Here is a 24,174-nt window from a genome sequence, read left to right as displayed (position 1 = left end):
ACAGCGGCGGGAGGCGCGGCTCAGGAGCGAGAGCGCGCCCGGTCGCTTGTGTTGCGCGCGAGGAGACGCGCGCTGCGACGGGTGCGTGTCCTTGCGACCCCTGCGCACTCCAGGCGCAAAACGCCTTTCATTTGCAAGGGTTGCGCGGACCTGTGCGAGGATGCTCCCCGCCATGGCACATCACAGAACTAGGTGCGTACGGGGGCGCTCATGCGTCGCGCCGCTGGCTGTGGGAGCGGCGCTCGCTGTCGCGCTCGGGCCGACGAGCTCGGCCGCTCAGACGTGGACCGGCGGGCGGACGACGCCGGTGCTCGACGAGATCGTCGCGATCGACAAGACAGGGGAGCCGCAATGGCCCTACAGCGACGAGGACGTCGCCGGGGACGGCGCGGCGACCTTCGCGGCGCCGGAGCAGTCCATCGACTTCCGCACCGCCTACGCGGTCGCCGACGCCGGGCGGCTGTGGGCGCGCGCGTACGTGTCGGGGACGGCCGCGATCGGCGCTCAGGCCACGCTGTTCGTGTTCATCGACGCGGACAGGAACCGGGGGACCGGCGGCACGGCCGAGGCGACGGAGATCGACCCGCGGTTCACGGCCGACGAGTCGATGGGCGGCTACGAGTTCGTGCTCGGCGTGAAGGGCGACGGCACGCTCTCGGGCGTCTGGACGTTCGGCGCCGCCGGGAGGTACGAGCCCGTCACGGTCACCGAGATGCAGGTCACGACCGAGGTAGGGACCGACGCCGACCCCCTGCTGATCAACGAGGTGACGCACGGCTACGCGCAGGGCTCGATCGACCTCAACGTCGTGGGCGTGAGCGCGGCGTGCGAGGCGAACCTCTACTTCCGCTCGGTGAACGACGCGGCGTCGGGGGGGCCGGGCGATCTCGACATCGGCCTCTCCGCGCCGTGCGTGGCCGACGACGGCGACGACGACCGCGTGCCCGACGTGATCAACCCGCCCAGGGGCTGCACGCGCGACGCGGACTGCGCGGGCGCGGGCGTGTGCGTCGCCGGGGACTGCGTGCTGCCCGTGTCGTGCGTCGACGCGCCCGACTGCGACCCGGACGAGGTCTGCTCGCCCGATCACCGGTGCATCCCCGTGCCGTCGGGCACCTGCACGTCGAACGCCGAGTGCGGCGACCTCGTGTGCGTGGACGGGCAGTGCGGCCCGTGCTCGCTGGGCGGCGCCCAGTGCGGCGCGAGCGCGCGCTGCGCGCCGACGGGGCGCTGCGTCGAGGGCGCCGCGTCGAGCGGCGCGGGCGGGACGGGCGGCCCGGGCGGGCCCGGGGAGCCGGACCTGCTCGAGGGCGACGCGGTCCAGGGCGGCGCCTGCGCCTGCACGGCGGGGCCCGCGCCGATCGGCGGGGGCGCGCTGTCGCTGCTCGCCGTCGGCGGGCTCGCGCTCGCCTGGCGGAGGCGCCCGCGCCGCGGGGCCGGGGGGGACCGATGAAGAGGAGACCCATGCGCGCACGGATCATCGCTGCCACCGCCTGCACCGTCCTCGCCGCCGCGACGAGCGCGTCGGCGCAGGAGACGGACATCGACGTCGAGCGCTTCAAGCCCGCCGTCACGCACGACGCCTTCGTCGTCACCGAGGGCTCCGGCGTCCGCGAGCCCGCGGACCCGTGGGCGTTCGGGCTGTTCCTCAACTACGCGCGCAACCCGCTCATCGTCGCGACGGGCGCCGGCGACCTGCGGCGCCAGATCGTGAGCGGCCGCCTGGGCGCCGACCTCATGGCCTCGGTCACGATCGCGGAGCCGTTCGCGCTCGGCCTCGACGTGCCGTTCTTCCTCGCGCAGTCGGGGGAGGGCTCGCCGTCGTTCGCGGGGCTCGGCGACATCCGGCTCGTGCCGAAGCTGCGCCTGCTCGACGACCGCGATTCGATCGGCCTCGCCCTCGTGGCCGAGCTGCGCGTGCCCACGCACACAGGCGACTTCTCGGGCGGCGCGCGCAACGTCGTGTTCTGGCCGCGCATCGTGCTCGATCACCGCTTCGCGCCCGGCCTGCGGTTCGGCGTCAACGCGGGCGTCGCGATCCGCGAGGGGACGACGTACGCGAACGTGGAGGCGGCGAGCGAGCTGACGTACGCCGCGGCGCTCGGCTACCGCTTCGGCGGCATCACCGGCAAGGTCGAGATCGGCGCGGAGGCCAACGGCGGCATCGGCATCGCCGCGGACAGCCTGAACGAGGAGGAGACGCCGCTCGAGGCGCTCGGGTACGTGAAGATCAACCCGAACGAGGAGTGGGAGATCACCGCGGGCCCGGGCGTCGGCGCGCTGGCCGGCTACGGCGTGCCGATCTTCCGCGTGTTCGCGGGGGTGAAGTACACGCCGACCTCGCACGACCGCGACCACGACGGCGTCGACGACGAGCGCGACCAGTGCCCCGACGTCGCCGAGGATCGCGACGGCGACTACGACAGCGACGGCTGCCCCGAGGAGGACGCCGACGACGACAAGGACGGCGTGCCGAACTCGGACGACGAGTGCCCGGACGAGAAGGAGACGATCAACGGCGTCGAGGACGACGACGGTTGCCCGGACAAGGGCGATCCGCGGGTCTCGTACGAAGAGGGCGAGTTCGTGATGCGCGACACGATCCGCTTCCGGAGCGGGTCGGCCGAGCTCGAGCCGGAGTCGTACAGGACGCTCGACCAGGTGGCGCTCGTGATGAAGGCCAACCCCGAGCTCGAGCGGGTGCGGGTCGAGGGGCACACCGACGAGACCGGCACGCGCGAGCTGAACCTGCAGCTCAGCCAGGAGCGCGCGGACACGGTCCGGAAGTACCTCATCCAGAAGGGCGTCAGCCCCGGCCGGCTCACGGCGGAGGGCTTCGGTCCGGACAGGCCGCTCTCCGACGGCGACGACCCGGCGAGCCTGGCGAAGAACCGGCGCGTGGAGTTCGTGATCGACGAGTGACGCGCCCGCCCCGGAGGGCGCGCCGCTGAATCCATCCCATCCCGCCACGAGCGCGACGCGCGCCAGACCAGCACCAAGCTGCTTGCGGATTCACGCTGCGGCAGCGCCGTTGACGAGATCGCCTGGGCCGCTGCGCCTGCCGCGTCCCCGGGCGAGCTCCGCCTGCGAGCCAGGAACGAGTGTGCCAGGTGCTGCGCCGAGGTAAGCGCCCTCGGACGCAGGGAGAGGCCTTGCTCACCGACAGCACTCCGCGCTACCTCTACGCATGGACGGACGGGAGAGCTCGCCGATGACAGAAGAGCCGTTGGGGCAGCGTGCGGAGTCAGCAGAGGGAACCCCGGCTCCCTCCGGCGAGGAGGCGATCGCGGCGGAGGCGAGCGTGGACGAGCTCAAGGCCGAGATCGCGCGCCTCCGCGGCCGCCTCGCTGCGCTGGAGTCGGCGCCGCGCGGCGACTCGACGGCTGGCGTCGAGGAGCGCGTCGTCTCCCCGAGCATCGGGCAGCACGGCTATGACTACCTCGTCGCCCTCGTCAATCACGCCCCCAACATCTTCTTCATCAAGGACCTCGAGCATCGCTACGTGGCGATCAGCAGGCTCGCGGCGCAGACTCAGCAGACGACGCCCGAGCAGATCCTCGGCCGCAGCGAGCGCGACATCTTCCCCCCGGAGATCGCCGAGAGGATGATCGCGGAAGAGGTGGAGGTCCTCGCCGGCGGCAAGCCCCTCGAATACGAGCAGGAGCTGCCGAACCTGGACGGGACCCGCTACTTCTACACGATCAAGTTTCCCATTTACGACACGAAGGGCGCGCCGCTCGGGGTGGGCGCCTTCGTCACGGACCTCACCGACCTCAAACGTTCGGAGCTCGATCGCCTCTCGATGAAGGAGCAGGTGATCAGGGCGCAGCAGGCAGCGATCCGCGAGCTCTCGACGCCGCTCGTGCCGCTCGGGCCGGGGGTGCTCGCGATGCCGCTCGTGGGGACCATCGATAGCATGCGGGCCCGCGAGATCCTCGAGACGCTGCTCGATGGGATCTCCCAGCAGAGCGCCCACACCGCCATCCTCGACATCACCGGCGTTCGCTTCGTGGACACCCAGGTTGCCAACGCGCTCGTGAGCGCCGCTCGAGCGGCGCGGCTGCTCGGGGCGCGCGTGGTGCTCACCGGCATCACCCCGGCCGTGGCGCGAACATTTGTGAGCCTGGAATCCAGCCTGGACGGTATTGTGACCCTGGGCACGCTGGCGAGCGGCATCAGTTATGCGATGAGGGCCGGCGACAGCAAGAACAAGCTGCCAGCACGCCCGGGCAGCCCCGAGAGCGGCAACGGCGTTGTCCAGGCGAACCCGACCACCGGCGCTGCGCCGCTGGCTCCGCGGTAGCTCGACCTCTTCCTCCTTCTGCGCCGCCCGACCGGCGCATCGCCGCACGCGCCCGATCCCCCCTGTTGCGCCAGCGCCGCGAAAATTCACGCGTTCCGACGTCGAAACCGTGCGCCCTCCAGCGCTGCGCCGTCGAGCGAAAGGGGGCGCGCGTCGTGGAGCCCCGCGTCCAGAGAGACCGAGAGCAACGGCCCGTCAGTCGAGCGACTCCCATGGTCGCTTCGGTTCGGCGCATTTCTCCTACACGTCGACTCCGTTAGATAAAACGTCTTTACTCTGTACGCTATTGCACTGCTTTGTTCGATAGTGAGTGGCCGAGTCCTGGATCGCGAGACAAGCTCCTTCGTGAAGCGGGCGGGGGCGGCCATGGGGCGGCGCTGAGGGGATGGCGTCGTCCGTGGGGTAGTGTCTGCGTTGCTCACGCCTGGCTTTGCAGCTCGTTCCGAGCGTCTTGCGCCGAACATTCATCCACTTGCTGCCCGAACCCGAGGCATCCACGTGCAAGTACAAAGTGTGGCCCGCACAACGGAGTTCATCCGGGATTGGCTCGTCGATCGCATTGCGACGACGCGGGGCGTCGACCCGCGGAGCGTCAATGCTCGAGAACAATTCAGTCGTTATGGAATCGACTCGCAGGGCGCCGCTGTCCTTATCGACGAGCTCTCGCGGGTGCTCGGCCGCCCTCTATCACCCCTCCTGATCTGGGAGCACTCGACCCCGGACGCCCTGGCGCGCCACCTCGCCGCGCCAGCGGGCGCATCGCCCGCGGCCCCGCGCCGGCCCGCGGCGATCACCGCGGCAAGCGAGGCAGAGCCGATCGCGATCATCGGCGTCGCCTGTCGCTTCCCCGGGGCCCCGAGCCCCGGCGCCTTCTGGCGGCTGCTCCGCGAGGGGGTGGACGCGATCACGGAGGCGCCGCTGTCGCGGTGGGATCCGGACGCGCTCTTCGACGCCGACATCTCCGCGCCAGGCAAGATGAATACCCGCTCTGGCGGGTTCCTGGACGCCATCGACCGGTTCGATCCGTCGTTCTTCGGCATCTCCCCGAGAGAGGCAGTCCACATGGACCCCCAGCAAAGGCTCATGCTCGAGCTGTCCTGGGAGGCGCTGGAGGACGCGGGGATCGCCGCCGGGGAGCTCAAGGGGAGCCGGAGCGGCGTGTTCTTCGGGGTGGCCTGGATGGACTACGGAATGCTGGTCCACCGCGCCGGGCCCGAGGCCCTGACCCAGCATTCGGCGATCGGATTCCACCACAGCATCGTGGCCAACCGCGTCTCGTACGCGCTCGGCCTGGAGGGGCCGAGCCTCTCCGTGGACACGGCGTGCTCGGCCTCGCTCGTGGCGGTGCACCTCGCGTGCGAGAGCCTCCGCCGGGGCGAATCGACGCTCGCCCTCGCCGGCGGCGTGAACCTGAACCTCATCCCGGAGAGCACGATCGGCGTGGCCAAGTTCGGCGCGCTGTCGCCCGGCGAGCGGTGCTTCACCTTCGACGCGCGCGCGAGCGGGTACGTCCGGGGGGAGGGAGGCGGCGTTGTCGCGCTCAAGCCCCTCGCGCAAGCCATCCGCGACGGAGACCCCATCTACTGCGTGATCCGCGGCAGCGCGGTCAACAACGACGGCGCCAGCAACGGCCTGACCGCGCCGAGCCCCGCCGCCCAGGAGGCGCTGCTCCGGGCGGCCTACGCGCGGGCCGGCGTCGAGCCCGCCGCTGTCCATTACGTGGAGGCGCACGGAACAGGGACCCTGCTCGGCGATCCGATCGAGGCCAGGGCGCTCGGCGCGGCGCTCGGCGCGGGCCGCCCGGCCGAGAGGCCGCTCCTCGTTGGATCGGTGAAGACCAACATCGGTCACCTCGAGTCCGCGGCGGGCGCGGCCGGGCTCATCAAGGTGGCGCTCTGCCTGAAGCACCGGGAGCTGCCGCCGAGCCTCCATTTCGAGACGCCGAACCCTCATATCCCCTTCGACGATCTGCGCCTCGCCGTGCAGCGCGCGCTCGGCGCCTGGCCCGAGCCGGAGAGGCCCGCCCTCGCGGGGGTCAGCTCGTTCGGCATCGGCGGGACGAACTGCCATATCGTGCTCGAGGCGCCGTGGCCCTCCCAGGCGGAGCTGCTCCCGCTGTCCGCCGGGAGCCCAGGCGCCCTGCGCGCGCTCGCCCGGGAGGTCCTCGACGAGCTCGCGGCGTCCGGAGACCTCGCGCCCCTCTCGAGGATGTGCCGCGGGGCGGCGGCGCGCTCGAGCGACGCGCCGCACCGCCTCGCGGCGGCGGCGCGCTCTCCTGGAGAGCTCCGGGGGCTGCTCGAAGGGTACCTCGCGGGCGAGGCGAGGCCCGGGCTGTCCGTGGGCCATGCGCCGTCGGATCAGCGCCCGAGGCCCGTCTTCGTGTTCCCCGGCCAGGGATCGCAGTGGGCCGGCATGGGGCGATCGCTCCTCCACCGAGAGCCCGTGTTCCGGGCGGTCGTCGAGCGGTGCGACGCGATCATCCAGGAGCACCTGGGCTGGTCGCTGCTCGCGCTCCTCGCGGCGGGCCAGGGCGGGCCGTGGCTCGACGCGCTCGACGTGTCCGTGCCAGCCATCGTCTCCGTCGAGGTCGCGCTCGCGGCGCTGTGGCGCTCGTGGGGCGTCGAGCCCGCCGCCGTGGTGGGGCACAGCGTCGGGGAGTGCGCGGCGGCGCACGTCGCCGGCGTGCTGAGCCTGGAGGACGCCATCCTGGTGGCCTGCGAGCAGGGCCGGCTGATCGCGCGGCTCCGCGGCCGCGGCGCGATGGGGCTCGTGGCGCTTTCATGGGAGGACGCCGGGCGGGCGCTCTCCGGGTACGAGGGGCGCCTGTGCCGCGCGGTGCGCGAGAGCCCGGCGTCGACGGTCCTGGCGGGAGACCCGGAGGCGCTCTCCGAGCTGCTCGCGGCGCTCTCCGGACAGGGCGTCTTCTGCCGCCGCGTGCACATCGACGCCGCGCCGCACACGGCCCAGATCGACGCCCTTCGGGAGGAGCTCTTCCAATGCCTGCGCGGGGTGAGGCCCGGCCCGGCGTCGGTGCCGATCGCCTCCGGCGTGACCGGCTCGCTCCTCGACGGCGCGCGGTTCGACGCCGAGCACTGGGTGCGGAACCTCGCCGATCCGGTGCTCTTCGCCGACGCGGCGTCGCAGCTCGTGCGCGAGGGGTACGCGACCTTCCTCGAGGTCAGCCCCACCCCGATGGCGAGCCGCGCGATCCAGGCGTGCGCCGAGCACGCGGGGCGACAGGCGCTCGTCCTGCCGTCCCTCCGCCGGGGCGGGGACGAGCGCGCCGTGCTGCTCGAGTCGCTCGGGGCCCTCCACGCCGCCGGCCAGCCGGTGCGCTGGGAGGCGCTCCATCCGGCCGGCGAGGAGCCGCCGCAGCTCGTGCCGCTGTCCGCGCACCGGCCCGAGGCGCTCGCGGCGCTGGCGGAGGCGTACCGGGACCTCGTCCGCCAGGCGCCGGGGGAGGAGGGGTCGAGCCTGCGCGATCTCGCCTACACAGCGGGCGTCCGGCGCAGCCACCACGACTGCCGCGCGTCGATCGTGGCGCGATCGCGCGAGGAGCTCGCCGAGCTGCTCGACGCCCTCGTGCGGGGCGAGCCGCGCGAGGGCGTCGCCCGCGGCGAGCGGAGCCCGGGGAGGCGGCCGAAGATCGCCTTCGTCTTCCCGGGCCAGGGCTCGCAGTGGGTCGGGATGGGGCGCGCGCTCGCGGAGGCCGAGCCGGTCTTCCGGGCGACGCTCGAGGCGTGGGACGAGGCGATCGGGCGCGAGCTCGGCTGGTCGCTCCTCGAGGAGCTCGGCGCCGACGAGGGCCGCTCGCGGCTCGACCGGATCGACGTCGTGCAGCCCGCGCTCGTCGCGGTGGAGGTGGCCCTCGCGGCGCTGTGGCGCTCGTGGGGGGTCGAGCCCGACGCGGTGGTGGGCCACAGCATGGGCGAGGTCGCGGCGGCGCACGTCGCGGGGGCGCTCTCGCTGGAGGACGCGGCGCGCGTCATCTGCCGCCGCAGCCGGCTGCTCGGGCGGCTCCGCGCGGGCGGCGCCATGGCGCTCGTCGAGCTGCCGCTCGCCGAGGCGTCCCGCGCCCTCCGCGGCCACGAGGATCGCGCCTCGGTGGCGGCGAGCAACAGCCCGAGGTCCACGGTGCTGTCCGGAGACAGGCGCGCGCTGGAGGACATCCTGGCCGGGATCGAGCGGCGCGGCGTCTTCTGGCGCTGGATCAAGGTGGACGTGGCGTCGCACAGCCAGCACGTCGATCCCTTGCTCGACGAGCTCCGGGAGGCGCTGGCGGAGGTGGCGCCGGCCGCCGCGCTGGTGCCGATCGTGTCGACGGTGACGGGGGAGATCGGCCAGGGCCCCGAGCTCACCGCGGCCTACTGGGTCCGCAACCTGCGGGATCCGGTGCTGTTCTCGCCGGCGGTGGCGCGCCTCGCCGGGGACGGCCACGCGCTGTTCCTGGAGATGAGCCCGCACCCGATCCTCGTGCCGGCGATCGAGGAAGGGCTGCGCGACGGGGGGCACGAGGGCGTGGCCCTCGGCTCGCTGCGCCGCGGCCACGACGAGCGGCGGACGATCCTCGCGGCGCTCGGGGCCGTGTACGCGCACGGCCACCCGGTGGACTTCAGGCGGCTGTTCCCCGAGGGCGGCCGCGCGGTCCGGCTGCCGAGCTACCCGTGGCAGCGCGAGCGGTACTGGATCGACGACGGCGCGCCCCGCGCCCCGGCCCGCGCCGCGGCGGCGCGCGGCGCGGAGCCCGGGCACCCGCTCCTCGGCCGCCGCCTCACGTCGTCGATGCAGCCGGAGACCCATTTCTGGGAGCAGGAGATCGGCGTCGACCGGCTGCCGTACCTGGCGGATCACCGCGTCCAGCAGAACGCTGTGCTGCCGGGGGCCGCCTTCGTGGAGATGGCCCTGTCGGCGGCGGCCGAGCTGCGCGGCGCCGCCGAGGTGGCGATCGAGGCGGTCGTTTTCGAGCGGATGCTCGTGCTCCCGCCGGAGGGCGGGCGGAGAGCCCAGCTCGTCGTCACGGAGGACGGCGCCCGGGAGGCGGCGTTCGCCGTGTCGAGCCTCGACGGCGGGGCCTGGGTCCGGCACGCGGCCGGGAGGCTGCGGTGGCGCGAAGGGGCCGCGGGCGCGGCGCCGGGCGGCGAGGCGCCGCGGGCGATCCAGGCGCGGTGCCCGCGCGAGATCAGCGGGGCGGAGCACTACGAGCGCCTCGGCGCGGCGGGGCTGTCGTTCGGCGAGAGCTTCCGGGGCGTGGAGCGGCTCTGGATCGGCGAGGGGGAGGCCCTCGGGCGCGCGCGCATGCAGGGAGCGCTGGCCGAGGAGGCGGTCGCCTACCGCGTGCACCCCGCGCTGCTCGACGCGTGCTTCCAGGTCGCGGCAGGGCTGCTCGACCTCGCCGCGGCGCCGGGCGGCGGCGCGATGACGGTGCTTGTCGCGCTGGAGCGCCTGCGCGTGCTCCGCCGGCAGGAGCCGGGAGCGGCGCTCTGGGCGCACGGCCGGCTGCGCTCCGGGGAGGGCGGCGAGGCCGGCGAGGTCACCCTGGATCTGCGCCTGCTCGACGACGCGGGGCAGACAGTGGCGGACGCCGAGGGGCTGCGCCTCCGGCGGCTCGCCCCGCGCGCGCCGGCGCAGCGTCACGCCGCCGACGCGTGGCTCTACGGCGTCGCGTGGCGGCGGAAGGACCACGCGACCGAGACGCAGCGCGCGCCGCGCGCGATGCCGCCCGGCGCCTGGGTGCTGCTCGGCGACAGCGGGGGGACGGCCGACGCGCTCGCGTCCCTGCTGCGCGAGCGAGGCCAGCGGTGCGTGCGGATCGCGGCGGGCGAGCGGTACGCGCGCCTCGGGCCGGATCTCTACGCCGCCGACCCGTCGGACCCCGGCGCGATCCACGCGGCGCTCCGCGACGCCTTCGCCGGCCAGCCCGCGCCGCGCGGCGCGCTGCACCTGTGGAGCCTCGACGCCGCGGCGCAGGAGGCGACGGCGGAGGCGATCGCCGCGGATCAGGCGCTCGGCGCGCCGAGCGCGCTGCGCCTCGCGCAGGCGCTCGTGCGCATGGGGTGGCGCGACACGCCGAAGCTCTGGCTGGTGACGCGCGGCGCCCAGGCCGTGGGCGCGGGCTCCGCGGCCGTGTCGGTGGCGCAGGCGCCGCTGTGGGGGCTCGGCAGGACGCTGGCCGTCGAGCTGCCGGAGCTCGGGTGCGCGCGCGTCGATCTGAGCCCGGACGGCGGGGGCGCGGCCGCGAGGGAGGACGCGCTGGCGCTGCTGCGAGAGCTCGAGGCGACGGACGGCGAGGGCGACGTCGCGCTCCGCTCGAGCGGCCGCCACGTGGCGCGCCTCTCGCGCGCCGCGCCGGAGCTGCTCGCGGGCGGGGGCGCGCGCCTCGACGGCGAGGGCTCGTACATGATCGCCGGAGGCCTCGGGGACGTCGCGATGTCGGTGGCCGCCTGGATGGTCGCGCAGGGGGCCCGCCACCTCGCGCTCGTCGCCGAGGACGACACGCTCACGCCGGCCTGGGCCAGCGCCAGGGAGGCGCTCGAGGGGGCGGGCGCCGCGGTGCAGGTCCTCTGCGCCGACGTGGCGCGGCCCGACGACGTGGCCAGGGTGCTGGCGGAGCTCGATCGGGGCGCGCCGCCGCTCCGGGGGATCTTCCTCGTGCCCGAGGCGCTCGAGGACGGGGCCGCGCTGGAGCTCGACGCGGCGCGCCTCCGCGACGGGCTGGTCCGGAGGGCGCTCGGCGCTTGGAACCTGCACGCGACAACCCGCGCGCGGGGGCTCGACCTCTTCGTCCTGTACGCGTCCGGCGCGTCGCTGATCGGCGCTCCCCGGCAGGCCGCCGACGCGGCGGCGAGCGCGCTCCTCGGCGCGCTCGCCCAGCACCGGCGCGCGAGCGGGCTCCCGGCGCTGAGCGTCCACTGGGGCGACCTCGCGGCGCGCGGCCCGGAGGCGGGGCCGCAGCGCCCGGCGGCGCGGCCGTCGCACAGGGGGATCGGCAGCTTCACGCCCGCGCAGGGCGCGGAGGTGCTGGCGCGGGTGCTCGCCGCCGATCTGCCCGAGATCGGGGCGATCGACCTGAACCTGCGCCAGTGGGTCGAGTTCTATCCGAGCGCGGCGGGCGCGCCGCTCCTGTCGGAGCTCCTGCGCGACGAGCGCGGCCCCGAGGCGGCGGCGCCGCCGGCGGCGTCGCGCCTGAAGGCGGCGCTGGAGGGCGCGCGGCCCGAGCGCCGCGCGGCCGTCGTGGAGCAGCACGTGCGCGAGGAGCTCGGCAAGAGCCTGCGCCAGGACGCGTCCCGCATCCCGCGGCTCGCGCCGTTCAGGAGCCTCGGCCTCGACTCGCTGATGGCCATCGAGCTCCGGAACCGGCTGGAGTCGACAACAGGGCTCAAGCTGTCGGCCGCGCTGCTGTTCACCTACGGCGACGTGGCGTCCCTCAGCGACCACCTGCTGCGCGAGCTCGGGCCCGCGCCGGGGCCGGCAGAGGCGGCGCAGCGCGCACCCGGGAGCGGAGGCGCCGCCGCGCCGCCCGATCCGCTGTCGGGCCTCGAGGAAGAGATCGCGGGCATGTCGGACGACAGGGCCGAGGAGCTGCTGCTCCAGAGCATCCTGTCCGTCGCGGGAGGGCCGGTCGGATGAGCAGCGAACCTCTGCCTGTCGTCAAGCAAGCGCTCCTCACCATCAAGAAGCTGCAGGCGAAGCTCGACGCCGAGGCGCGCGCGAGGACCGAGCCCATCGCGATCGTCGGGATGGCGTGCCGCTTCCCCGGCGCCGCGACCCCGGAGGCGCTCTGGGAGCTGCTCGAGCAGAAGCGGGACGCGGTGACCGAGGTCCCGGCGGCGCGGTGGCCCGTCGACGCGCCGGAGCCCGGCGGGGCCGAGCAGCGCGCCGCGCGCTGGGGCGCGTTCGTGAAGGACGTGGACCTCTTCGACGCGCGCTTCTTCGGGATCACGCCGCGCGAGGCGAAGAGCATGGACCCGCAGCAGCGCCTGCTGCTCGAGGTGACCTGGGAGGCGCTGGAGCGCGCGGGGCAGCCGCCGGAGCGGCTCGCGGGGACGCGGGCCGGGGTGTTCGTGGGCGTCGTGATGACGGACTACGATAGGGTCTGCGCGGCCGAGGAAGCGGCGCTGGACATGTACGCCATCACCGGCACCGGGCACTGCTTCCCGGCCGGGCGGCTGTCCTACGTCCTCGGGCTGCAGGGCCCGAGCATGGCCGTGGACACGGCGTGCTCGTCGTCGCTCGTCGCGATCCACCTCGCCTGCCAGAGCCTGCGCGCCGGGGAGAGCTCGCTCGCCGTGGCGGGCGGCGTCAACCTCATGCTCGCGCCGTGGCTGACGCAGGCGCTCGCCGCGTCGCAGGCGCTCTCCGTCGACGGGCGCTGCAAGACGTTCGACGCCCAGGCGAACGGCTTCGTGCGCGGCGAGGGCTGCGGGATGATCGTGCTGAAGCGGCTCTCGGACGCCCTCGCCGACGGCGACCCGGTGCTCGCGGTGATCCGCGGCTCGGCCGTGAACCAGGACGGCCGCTCCACGGGCCTGACGGCGCCGAGCGTCCTCGCGCAGAAGGCCCTCCTGCGGCAGGCGCTCGAGAGCGCCGGCGTCTCCGCCGCGGACCTCGGGTACATCGAGGCGCACGGGACCGGGACGCCGCTCGGCGATCCGGTCGAGATGGAGGCGCTGTCCGACGTGATCGGCGCGCCGCGCGAGGACGGCTCCACCTGCGTCCTCGGGGCGTTGAAGACGAACATCGGGCACCTCGAGGCGGCCGCCGGGGTCGCGGGCGTCATCAAGGCGGTGCTCGCGCTGCAGCGCGGGGAGATCCCGGCGAACCTGCACTTCAAGGCGCTCAACCCGCGGATATCGCTGGAGAAAACGCCGTTCGTCATCCCGACAGAGCCCGTCCCATGGCGGCCGGGGGCGCGGCGCCGGCTGGCGGGGGTGAGCTCGTTCGGGATGAGCGGGACCAACGCCCACGCCGTGCTGGAGGAGGCGCCGCGCCCGCCGGCGGCCGCGGGCGACGACGCCGCGGTCGACGATGTCGCTGTCGTCGTCCCGCTGTCCGCGCGCAGCCCGGGGGCGCTCCTCTCGCTGGCGCGGTCGTACAGGGACTTCCTGGCCGGCGGGGACCGCGCGGGGGCGCCGTCGCTCCGGGACGTCGCCTACACCGCGGCGGTCCGGCGCGGGCACCACGAGCACCGCCTCGCGGCGGTGGCGCGCTCGCGCGAGGAGCTCTGCGCGCTGCTCGACGCGGCCGCGGGCGGCGCGGAGCGCCAGGGGCTCGCGCGCGGCCAGGCGAGCGCGGAGCAGCGGCCGAAGGTGGTGTTCGTGTTCCCGGGCCAGGGGTCGCAGTGGCCGGGCATGGGGCGCGATCTGCTCGCGAGCGAGCCTGTGTTCCGCGAGGCGATCGAGGCGTGCGACGCGGCGATCCGGCGGGAGACCGGGTGGTCGCTCCTCGACGAGCTGGGCGCGGACGAGGGCCGCTCGCGGCTCGGGCAGATCGACGTCGTCCAGCCGGCGCTGTTCGCGATGGAGGTCGCGCTCGCGGCGCTGTGGCGGTCGTGGGGCGTGGAGCCCGACGCGGTGGTCGGCCACAGCATGGGCGAGGCGGCGGCCGCGCACGTCGCCGGGGCGCTGAGCCTGGACGACGCGGCGCGGGTCATCTGCCGCCGGAGCAGGCTGCTGCGCCGGCTGAGCGGGCGCGGGGCGATGGCGGTCGTGGAGCTGCCGCTGGAGGAGGCCGAGGCGGCGATCGCCGGCCACCGGGACAGGCTGTCGGTGGCGGCGAGCAACAGCCCGCGGTCGACGGTGGTGGCCGGCGCGCCGGAGGCGCTGGAGGAGGTGCTCGCGGCGCTGTCGAGGCAGGGCGTCTTCTGCCGGCAGATCAAGGTGGACGTGGCGTCGCACAGCCCGCAGGTGGATCCGCTCCGCGGCGAGCTCCTCGAGGCGCTCCGCGAGCTCGCGCCGGGGCCGCCCCGCGTGGCGATGCGGTCGACGGTGACGGGCGGCTGGTGCGACGACGAGGCGCTCGACGCCGGCTACTGGGCGCGGAACCTGCGGGAGCCGGTGCTGTTCTGCCAGGCGGTGGAGGAGCTGCTCGAGGGCGGCCACGCGATCTTCGTGGAGATGAGCCCGCACCCGGTGCTGCTCCCCGCCGTCGAGGAGGCGCTGCGCCACGGCGACAACGGCGGGGCGGCGGTGCCGTCGCTGCGCCGGGACCAGGGGGCGCGGCGCGTGCTGCTGGAGTCGCTCGCGACGCTCTACGCGCGCGGCTACCCGGTGGCGTGGGCGCGCCTGTTCCCCGCGCGGGGGCGCTGCGTCCCGCTGCCGACCTACCCGTTCGAGCGCGAGCGGCACTGGATCGACACGGGCGCGCGGCCGCCCGGCGCGCCCCGGCGGCCGCGGCACGCGCGTGGCGAGGCGTCGGCGCACCCGCTCCTCGGCGCGTCGTTCTCGGTCGCCACCCAGCCCGGCGCGCGCTTCTGGGAGCGGGACCTGAGCCCCGACGGGGCGCTGGCCTACCTGGCGGACCACCGGGTCGAGGGCGAGATCGTCCTGCCGGGCGCGGCCTACATCGAGATGGCGCTCGCCGCGGCGGCGGAGGTCCACGGCGAGGGGGCGCACGCTGTCGAGGACGTGACGTTCGAGCGCATGCTGGCGCTCCCGGAGGCGGGCGCGCGGCCGGTCCACGTCGCGCTCGTCGACGACGGCGCTGGGCGCGCCTCGTTCCAGGTGTTCACGCGGGACGACGAGGGCGGCGGCTGGACGCGCCACGCCGCCGGCGGCGTGCTCGCGCAGCCGCCCGGCGGCGCCGAGGCGGTGGGCGACATCGGCGGCATCGGCGACATCCGGGCGCGCTGCCCGGCGGCCGTCTCGGCCGCGGAGCACAACGAGCGGATGCGCGCGATCTCGATCCAGTACGGCGCGAGCTTCCAGGGCCTGGAGCAGCTATGGCTCGGCGAGCGCGAGGCGCTCGGCCGGGTGCGCGCGCCGGACGGCGTGGCGTCGTCGGCGGCGGCGTACCGGCTCCACCCCGCCCTCCTGGACGCCTGCTTCCAGGTGCTGGCGAGGCTGCTCCTCGCCGACGACGCGCTGCGCGCGGGCGACGGCGCGCTGGTCCCGGTCGGGGTCGAGCTCGTGCGGGTCCACGGGCGCCCGGCCCGGACGGCGTGGGTGCACGCGCGCCTGCGCCCGCGCGAGGCCGGGGAGGTCGGGCCGCCCGCGGGGGATCTGCGGATCCTCCAGGACGACGGGCAGGTCGTGGCCGAGGTCCGGGGGATGCGCGCGCAGCGGCTCGCTGCCGGCGCGCTCGCCGGGCGCCATCCCGCGGAGGAGTGGCTGATCGCGCTCGACTGGCGCTGGGCCGGCGATCTCCAGGAAGCGCCGGCGAAGGCCGCCGCGCCGTCCGCGGGCGTCTGGGTGATCTTCATGGACCGCGGCGGCACGGGGGCGGCCCTGGCGTCGCTGCTCGAGGGGCGAGGGGAGGCGTGCGTGCGGGTCGCCGCGGGCGCGCGCTACCGCCGCGTCGAGCCGGCGCTCTTCGAGGTGGATCCGGCCGATCCCGAGGGCTACCGCGCGCTGCTCCACGACGCGCTCGGCGGCGACGCGGCGTGCCGCGGGGTGGTGCACCTCTTCAGCCTGGACGCGGCCGCGGCGGACGCCACGACAGCGGCGACGCTCGAGGCGGATCAGCGCCTCGGGAGCCTGAGCGCGCTCTACCTGGCGCAGGCCGTCCTCCAGCGCAGGTGGCGCGACCCGCCGCCGGCGTGGCTCGTCACGCGCGGGGCGCAGCCCGCGGGGGCGGGGGCTTCGCCGCTGTCCGTGGCGCAGGCGCCGCTCTGGGGGCTCGGGCGCACCCTCGCCATGGAGCACCCGGAGATCGGCTGCGCGCGCGTGGACCTCGACCCGGTCTGGGCCGCCGACGAGGCAGCGCGCGCCCTGCTCGGCGCGATCTCGGCGAGCGACGGGGAGGACCAGATCGCGCTGCGCGCGGACGGGCGGTACGTGGCGCGCCTCGCGAGGAGCTCCTTCGCCGCGTGCGCGGCCGCGGCGCGGCGCGGGGCCGGCGGGGCGCCGGCCCGGCCGGGCGTGCGCGCGGACGGCACGTACATGATCGCCGGCGGGCTCGGGGGCCTCGGGCTCGGCCTGGCCGGGTGGCTGATCGCGCAGGGCGCCCGCCACGTCGCGCTCGTCGGCCGGAGCGGCCCGACGGAGGCGGCGCGGGCGGCGATCGACGCCATGCAGGCGCAGGGGGCCCGGGTGCTGGCGCTCCGCGGCGACGTGTCGCGGCCGGACGACGTGGCCCGGGTGCTCTCCGAGATCGACGCGCAGATGCCGCCGCTCTGCGGGGTCGTGCACGCGGCCATGGTGCTCGAGGACGCGACGGCGCTCTCGCTCGACGCGGAGCGCTTCGGACGGGTGATGGCGCCCAAGGTGCAGGGCGCGTGGAACCTGCACGAGGCGACGCGCGACCGCGGGCTGGACCTCTTCGTGATGTACTCGTCCGCGGCCTCGCTGCTCGGGCCCTCGGGGCAGGGCAGCTACGCCGCGGCCAACGCGTTCCTCGACGCGCTCGCGCACCACCGCCGCGCGCTCGGCCTCCCGGCGCTGTCCATCGACTGGGGCATGTTCTCGGAGGCGGGCGGCGTCGCGGCGCGGGGGCTCGGGGACCGCCTTACGCACCGCGGCGTCGGCGGCTTCACGCCGGCGCAGGGGCTCGAGGTCCTGGGGCGGCTGCTCGAGGGCGCGCCGGCGCAGATCGCGGTGCTCCGGCTGGATCTGCGCCAGTGGCTCGAGTTCTACCCGAGCGCGGCGGGCGCCCCCTTCCTGTCGGAGCTGCGGCAGGCGGAGCGGAGCAGGGCGCGCGAGGCGCGCGAGACGCCCGACGCGGCCCGCGCGCCGCGCCTCCGCGAGGCGCTGATCGAGGCGGAGCCCGCCGAGCGCGCGCGGCTCCTCGAGGAGCACCTCAGGGAGCAGCTCGGGCGGGTCATCCACCTCGGCGCGGCCATGGTTGACGCGACGGCGACGTTCCGCAGCCTGGGCGTCGACTCGCTCATGGGCCTCGAGCTGCGCAACCGCCTCGAGGCGAGCCTCGGGATCAGGCTCTCGGTCGCGCTGCTGTTCACCTACCCGACGGTGGCGTCGCTGGCGCAGCACCTGATCGACAGGATGGACCTGCCGGCGCCGGACGCGCCGCCCGCGCCGCCGACGACGGCGAGCGCGGCGCTCGGCGAACCACCGCGCGCCGCGCCTCCGGCGCAGCTCAGCCGGGACGAGATCCTCGCGTTCATCGATGAATCCCTGAACCGCGTGAACAACGGCCAGGACGAGATCCTGGGGAGCGAGAGACGATGAGCACCTCCGCCATATCCGAAGACGATTACCTCTCACGCCTTCTCAAGGCGGCGACCGTCATCAAGGAGCTCGAGGCCAGGCTCCGCGCGGTCGAGCGCGAGAAGACCGAGCCGATCGCGATCATCGGCATGGGCTGCCGCTTCCCCGGCGGGGCGGACGATCCGGAGCGCTACTTCCGCCTGCTCGAGGCGGGCGTCGACGCCGTGTCCGAGGCGCCTGCGGGGCGCTTCGCGCTCGATCCGCCCGGGTACGACGCCCTGCCCTGGGGCGCTTTCCTGAAGGAAGTCGACAGGTTCGACGCGCAGTTCTTCGGGATCTCGCCGCGCGAGGCCGTGAAGATGGACCCGCAGCAGCGCCTGCTCCTCGAGGTGGCCTGGGAGGCGCTGGAGCACGCCGGCATCGCCGCCGATCGGCTGGCGGGGACGCGCACCGGCGTCTTCGTCGGCATCACCACGAACGACTACCAGCTCCTCAGCGCCGCGGGGGCGCCGGAGGAGCAGGACGCGTACGCCGCGACGGGCAACGGCCACTGCTTCCCGGCCGGGCGGCTGTCCTACGCGCTCGGCCTGGAGGGGCCGAGCCTCGCGGTGGACACGGCGTGCTCGTCGTCGCTCGTCGCCGTCCACCTCGCCTGCCAGAGCCTGCGCGCCGGCGAGAGCACGCTCGCGCTGGCCGGCGGGGTCAACCTCATCCTGTCGCAGCTCATCACGCGGCTCATCGCGCAGCTCCAGGCGCTCTCGCCCGACGGGCGCTGCAAGACGTTCGACGCGCGCGCGAACGGCTTCGTCCGCGGCGAGGGGTGCGGGGTCGTCGTGCTCAAGCGCCTGTCCGACGCGCTGGCGGACGGCGACCGCGTCCTCGCGCTGATCCGCGGATCGGCGGTCAACCAGGACGGCCGCTCCTCCGGCCTCACCGCGCCGAACCTCCTCGCGCAGCAGGCGATGCTCCGGCAGGCGCTGCAGAGCGCCCGCGTCTCGCCCTCGGACGTGGGGTATGTCGAGACCCACGGGACCGGGACCTCGCTGGGCGATCCCATCGAGGTGGAGGCGCTCGCCGGCGTGCTCGGGCAGCCCCGCGACGACGGCTCGGTGTGCGCGCTCGGCGCGGTCAAGTCGAACATCGGGCACCTGGAGGCCGCGGCCGGGGTGGCGGGGCTGATCAAGGCGGTGCTCGCGATGCAGCACGGGGTCATCCCGGCCAACCAGCACTACAGGACGCTGAACCCGAGGATCGATCTCGCCGGGACCCCGTTCGTCCTCCCCACGCAGAACCTGCCCTGGGCGGCGGGGGGCAAGCCCCGCATCGCCGGCGTGAGCTCGTTCGGGCTGAGCGGCACCAACGCGCACATCGTGCTGCAGGAGGCGCCCGCGCCCGCCGCGGCCGCCGTCGCGGGCGCGCTTCGATCCGCCGTCGTGGTGCCGCTCTCGGCCCGCAGCCCGGGCGCGCTCGTCGCGCTGGCGCAGGCGTACCACCGCCACCTGACCGAGGCGCCGCGCGACGGCGCCGCGAGCGTGCACGACATCGCCGCCACGGCGGCCGTCCGGCGGAGCCACCACGAGCACCGCGCGGCGATCGTGGCCCGCTCCACGGACGAGCTGGCCGACGCGCTCGCGGCGCTCGCCTCCGGCGCGTCGCGCCCGGGGATCGCGAGGGGCCGGGCCAACCCGGCGTCGCGGACCCGCCTCGCGTTCGTGTTCTCGGGGCAGGGATCGCAGTGGGTGGGCATGGGGCGCGCGCTCCTCGCGACCGAGCCCGTCTTCCGGGCGGCGCTCGAGGCGGTCGACGCTGTCGTGAAGCAGCACGCCCCGTTCTCGCTCGCAAGCGAGCTCGCCGCGCCGGAGGCGAGCGCGCGCCTCGACGAGACCGAGGTGGCCCAGCCGGCGATCCTGGGCATCCAGATCGCGCTGTCGGCGCTCCTCGGCGCGTGGGGCGTCGCGCCCGACGCGGTGATCGGGCACAGCGTGGGCGAGATCGCCGCCGCGTACGTGGCCGGCGTGCTCAGCCTGGAGGAGGCGGTCCGGCTCGCGGTGATCCGCGGGCGAATCATGCAGCGCGCGACGGGCGGCGGGAAGATGGCCTCCGTCTCGCTGAGCGCCGCGGACGCGGCCCGCGCGCTCGAGGGGGTCGAGGACCGGCTCTGCGTCGCCGCGATCAACGATCCCGGCTCGGTGGTGCTGTCGGGCGAGGCGGCCGCGCTCGCGGAACTCGTGGAGCGCCTCGGGCAGCGGGGCGTGGCGTGCCGCTCGCTGAACGTCGATTACGCGTTCCACTCGCCGCAGATGACGCCGCTCGCGGGCGAGCTCATCGCGGCGCTCGGCCCGATCGCGCGGCGGCGCGCGTCGCTGCCGATGTACAGCACCGTGACCGGGGCGCGGGTGTCCGGCGCGGAGCTCGACGCTGTGTACTGGGCGCGGAACATGCGGGAGCCGGTGCAGCTCGCCCGCGCCGTCGAGGCGGCGATCGCCGACCAGCACCGCGCCTTCCTGGAGGTGGCGCCGCAGCCGGCGCTCGCCGGCTACCTGGAGCGGTGCCTCGCCGCGTCGTCGGCCGAGGGGCACGCGATCCCCACGCTGCGCCGGGGGAAGGACGAGCTCCGGTGCCTGATGCAGTCGGTCGGGGCGCTGTACGCCTGCGGCGCCGCCGTGGATTTCCGGCGGCTCTACCCCGAGGGGCGCTTCGTCGCGCTGCCGACGTACCCCTGGCAGCGGCAGCGGTACTGGCTCAACGCGTCGCCCGAGCCGCGGGCGCCGCGCCGCGAGGCCGCGCCGGCCGCTCCGCGCCCGGGCGCGCTGCTCCTCGACGGCGTCCCGATGGCGCGCGACGGCGTCGCCGCGGCGGCCAGCGTCATCGCCGCCACGGCCAGCCTCATCGCGGCGGCGGGCGACGGCGCGGCGCTGGACGGCGCGGGCGCGGCGCTGGACGGCGCGGACGCGGCGCTGGACGGCGCCGCCCCGGCGGCGCGCGCGCCCGGGACGCCGACGCCCTGGGTCGAGCGGCTGCTGGCGCTCCCCGCCGAGGCGCGGACGGAGGAGGTCGAGGCCGCCGTGCGGGCCGACGTGGCGGCGGTCCTGCTGCTGCCGGACGCGCGCGACATCCCGACGGATCTCCCGCTGCGCGAGCTCGGGATGGACTCGCTCATGGCGGTGGATCTGCGCCACGAGCTGTCCGCGCGCACCGGCCAGCCGGTGCCGTCGACGCTCGCGTACGAGTATCCGACGGTCCAGCTCCTCACGCGCTACCTGCTCGAGCACCTGCCGCCGGCGGAGCGCGGTGTCGACGGACGTCGGTGACAGGCGCGCGGGCGCGCGGGCGCGGAGCCCGCGGCCACGTCGGGGGTGGCGCCGATTGAAGACGTGAACGGCGAAGGCAAGAAGGAGGTTTCCATGAAGGTCTATGGCATGCCGGAGAGCACGTGTACCCAGAAGGTCTTGACCGTCCTCGCCGAGAAGGAGCACGAGGCCGAGCTCGTCGAGGTGAACGTGCTGAAGGGCGAGGACAAGACGCTCCCCGAGCACCTGGCGCGGCACCCGTTCGGGGAGATCCCCGTGCTCGAGGACGACGGGTTTCTTCTCTACGAGTCGCGGGCGATCATCCGTTACCTCGATCAGCGCCTCCCCGGCACCTCGCTCACGCCGCGCGACATCCGGGAGTGGGCGCGGATGGAGCAATGGATCAGCTCCGAGCAATCGTATCTCAGCGGGCCGGCCTATGACGTGATCCGGAGCGGGCCTGTCTACAACCTCGTCTGGAGCAGCCCTGGCGCTGTGTACTTCCCCCCGCCGCCCGACGAGCCGATGCTGAAGAAGGCCAGGAAGGACGTGGCCCTGGCGTTCGACGTCATGGACAGGACGCTCTCGACCCAGCCGTACCTCGCCGGCGGGAGCTTCTCGCTCGCGGACATCACGCACATGCCGTACATCAATTACCTGATCGCCTCCGGCGGCGGCGATTTCGTGTCGAGCCGGCCCGGCGTGGCGGCCTGGTGGGAGCGCGTCACATCGCGCCCGTCGTGGCGCAAGGTAGGGAGGGTGCTGGGACAGTCCTGAGCGTCGATCACGCCATCTCCGTCATCCCTCTTCCTTTGCCTGCTTCATGGACTCGGCGCCGGCGCGCCGTCGCAACCGAATAAGGAGCTCTCAGATGGAACATGCCGACACGCTCGTTGTGCACGCACACGCCTTGACCATGCGCGGAGACGGCGTGGGATACGTCGGCGACGGGGCGGTCGCGATCGAGGGCGGGCGCATCGCGGCGGTCGGCACGACCGCGGAGCTCTCGGCGCGGTTCACCGCCGAGGAGCGGATCGACGCGACCGGCCACGCCATGCTCCCGGGGTTCATCAACGCGCACCTGCACTCGCCGGTCAACGTGATCCGCGGCGTGGCGCAGGACGTGGACCACTGGCTCGAGAAGGCCTACTGGATCTACTACAAGTACGTGAACGACGCGGACGCGCTCGCGCGCTCGCGCTTCACCCTCCTCGAGGGGATCAAGTCGGGGATAACCACCTTCCTCGACCACATCGCCCCTTTCCCCGGCTGGCCGCAGGCGTACGCGGCCGCGGGCGTCCGGGGTCGCCTCGCCGCCTCGATCAGCGCGCTCGGCATGGACGCGAAGCTCGACGGGCTCTATCCGCTCGATCCGGAGGTCGGCGACGACATCGACGCGGCCGTCGCGTTCGCGCGCGAGTGGAACGGCGCGGCGGAGGGGCGCATCACCGTGCTGCTCGGGCCGGTCGCGGCGGACGTCGTTCTCCGGGAACACCTGCAGAAGATCAAGCGCGCCGCCGATCGCGAAGGCCTCATGATCCACATGCACGTGGCCCAGGGAGATCGGGAGATCGCGCAGGTGCTCGCGCGCCACGGCCAGCGGACCCCGGCGTACCTCGACGAGCTCGGCTACCTGGACGATCAGCTCATGGCCGTCCACCTCACCGAGGCGACGCCGGACGAGGTGCAGCTCATGGCCCGCCGCGGCGTCCGCATGATGCTCTGCTCCAGCGCCATCGGCCTCATCGACGGCATCGTGCCGCCGGCGCTCGCCTTCAAGCAGGCGGGCGGCATGGTGGCCCTCGGCTCGGACAACAGCGCGTGCTCGATGTTCAACGAGATGCGGCTCACCGCGCTGTTCAACAAGATCGCGCGGCGCGACCCGAAGGTGATGCCGCCCTGGGAGGTGCTGCGCATGGCGACCATCGACAGCGCGCGGGCGATCGGCCTCGGGGATCAGATCGGGTCGCTGGACGTGGGCAAGCAGGCCGACCTGATCCTCATCGATCTCCGCGAGCCGAGCCTCGCCCCGCTGCTCGACTCCCCGGTGCGGAACATCGTGCCGAACCTCGTGTACAACGCGCGCGGCACCGAGGTGAAGCGGGTGATTGTCGCGGGGCGGACGGTGATGCGCGACGGCCAGGTGCTCACGATGGACGAGCGCGCGGTGCTCGAGGAGGCGCAGGCCGCGGCGGACGCCATCGCGCGCCAGGTGGCGTCCGACCCGGGGCACGACGGGCTGGCGCTCGTCGCGGCGACGAGGAGCGGCAAGCTGTGAGGATGGATCGCGCGACGCCGGGGCGGCCGGGGTCGCGACGGGGAGGTCAGCCATGGTGAAGGCGCGTCAAGCCAGCGTCGCGGACATCGATGCGATCATGCGGGTCGAGGAGGACTGGCCCGAGTACCAGCGGGCGACCCGGGAGACGATGCTCGTCCGGCTCGCGAAATTCCCCCAGGGGTTCTGGGTCTTCGAGCAGGACGGCGAGATCATCGGCACGCTCACGAGCTGCCCGACGAGGTACGAGCGCAGCGGGCGCAAGGGCTTCAGGAGCTGGGATGAGGTGACCAACAACGGCAACCTGCCGGACATCGACATGGCCACCGCGAACGCCCTCTACCTCGTGTCGGGCACGATCCGGCGGGAGGCGCGCGGGGCCCGGGGCTATGCGCTCCTCATCGAGACGCCGGTCAGGCTGGCCGAGGAGCTCGGCCTCGATTACGTCGTCGCCGGGGCGAAGATCCCCGGTTATGACGCCTACTGCCGGCGGCACGGCGAGGTGGACGCGCGCGACTACGCGTTCATGGAGCTGAACGGCTGCCTCCTCGATCCGTTCCTCGAGGTGTACAGGGGCTACGGGTTCACCGTACCCGACAGGGATCACATCGTCAGCGACTTCTACCCTGACATCCCGAGCCGCAACCACGGGGCGATCGTCGTGCGGGAGCTCAAGCGCTCGGGCAGGGGTGATGGCGGGCCCAGCGGTCGATGAGCGCGGCGTGGGCTGTGACACGCCTGTGGGGCTTCGCACGCGACGTGCGGTGACGTATGGACTTTCCAGACTCGCCTGCGAGCCGTGGGCCGCATGTCTGGCGTCGTGTCGAAGCGTGCGATGACGGCTGTGCACGTCATCACACCTCGGGCGTGCTGCCCTACATTTACAGCGGCCAGCGCGCAGGATCGCCTGGCCGAACCCTCCGTTCCATCCTGGCACCTCAGTTTTTCTGATTCCGTTCGTCCAGGTGTTCGCTCATGGGGCCGTTT

Annotated in this window: 9 protein-coding genes; all 9 read left to right on the top strand. The window is 74.5% G+C overall.

Annotation, left to right across the window (positions count from 1 at the left end; genetic code table 11):
• Positions 1-229 precede the first annotated feature (229 nt).
• The gene (locus tag WMF42_RS31090) at positions 230-1,453 is read left to right on the top strand and encodes a hypothetical protein (RefSeq protein WP_437686374.1); all 1,224 of its coding nucleotides are present in this window, start codon (positions 230-232) and stop codon (positions 1,451-1,453) included.
• Between the two features lie 11 nt (positions 1,454-1,464).
• Positions 1,465-2,922 (top strand): OmpA family protein, encoded by a 1,458-nt coding sequence (locus WMF42_RS31085; RefSeq protein WP_061609535.1) that lies wholly within the window; start codon positions 1,465-1,467, stop codon positions 2,920-2,922.
• 379 nt (positions 2,923-3,301) lie between these two features.
• The gene (locus tag WMF42_RS31080) at positions 3,302-4,303 is read left to right on the top strand and encodes a PAS domain-containing protein (protein WP_437686373.1); all 1,002 of its coding nucleotides are present in this window, start codon (positions 3,302-3,304) and stop codon (positions 4,301-4,303) included.
• Positions 4,304-4,801: 498 nt separating this feature from the next.
• Positions 4,802-11,929 (top strand): acyltransferase domain-containing protein, encoded by a 7,128-nt coding sequence (locus tag WMF42_RS31075; protein ID WP_437686372.1) that lies wholly within the window; start codon positions 4,802-4,804, stop codon positions 11,927-11,929.
• Positions 11,926-17,643, top strand: coding sequence for a type I polyketide synthase (locus WMF42_RS31070; RefSeq protein WP_437686371.1), 5,718 nt, complete (start codon positions 11,926-11,928; stop codon positions 17,641-17,643). The genes WMF42_RS31075 and WMF42_RS31070 overlap by 4 nt, the downstream gene beginning before the upstream one ends.
• On the top strand, positions 17,640-20,933 hold the full coding sequence (locus WMF42_RS31065; RefSeq protein ID WP_437686370.1) for a type I polyketide synthase: 3,294 nt from the start codon (positions 17,640-17,642) through the stop codon (positions 20,931-20,933). Before WMF42_RS31070 ends, WMF42_RS31065 begins: the two co-directional genes overlap by 4 nt.
• A 93-nt stretch (positions 20,934-21,026) precedes the next feature.
• Positions 21,027-21,689 (top strand): glutathione S-transferase family protein, encoded by a 663-nt coding sequence (locus tag WMF42_RS31060; protein ID WP_061613164.1) that lies wholly within the window; start codon positions 21,027-21,029, stop codon positions 21,687-21,689.
• Between the two features lie 94 nt (positions 21,690-21,783).
• Positions 21,784-23,190 (top strand): amidohydrolase family protein, encoded by a 1,407-nt coding sequence (locus tag WMF42_RS31055; protein ID WP_061613161.1) that lies wholly within the window; start codon positions 21,784-21,786, stop codon positions 23,188-23,190.
• Positions 23,191-23,242: 52 nt separating this feature from the next.
• Positions 23,243-23,902 carry a hypothetical protein gene (locus WMF42_RS31050; RefSeq protein WP_061613162.1) on the top strand — a complete coding sequence of 220 codons (660 nt, stop codon included), beginning with the start codon at positions 23,243-23,245 and terminating at the stop codon, positions 23,900-23,902.
• Positions 23,903-24,174 lie beyond the last annotated feature (272 nt).

This window comes from Sorangium sp. So ce176, assembly GCF_051519835.1.
Lineage (GTDB): Bacteria > Myxococcota_A > Polyangia > Polyangiales > Polyangiaceae > Sorangium > Sorangium cellulosum_G.
This window is presented reverse-complemented; position numbering and strand designations above follow the sequence as displayed.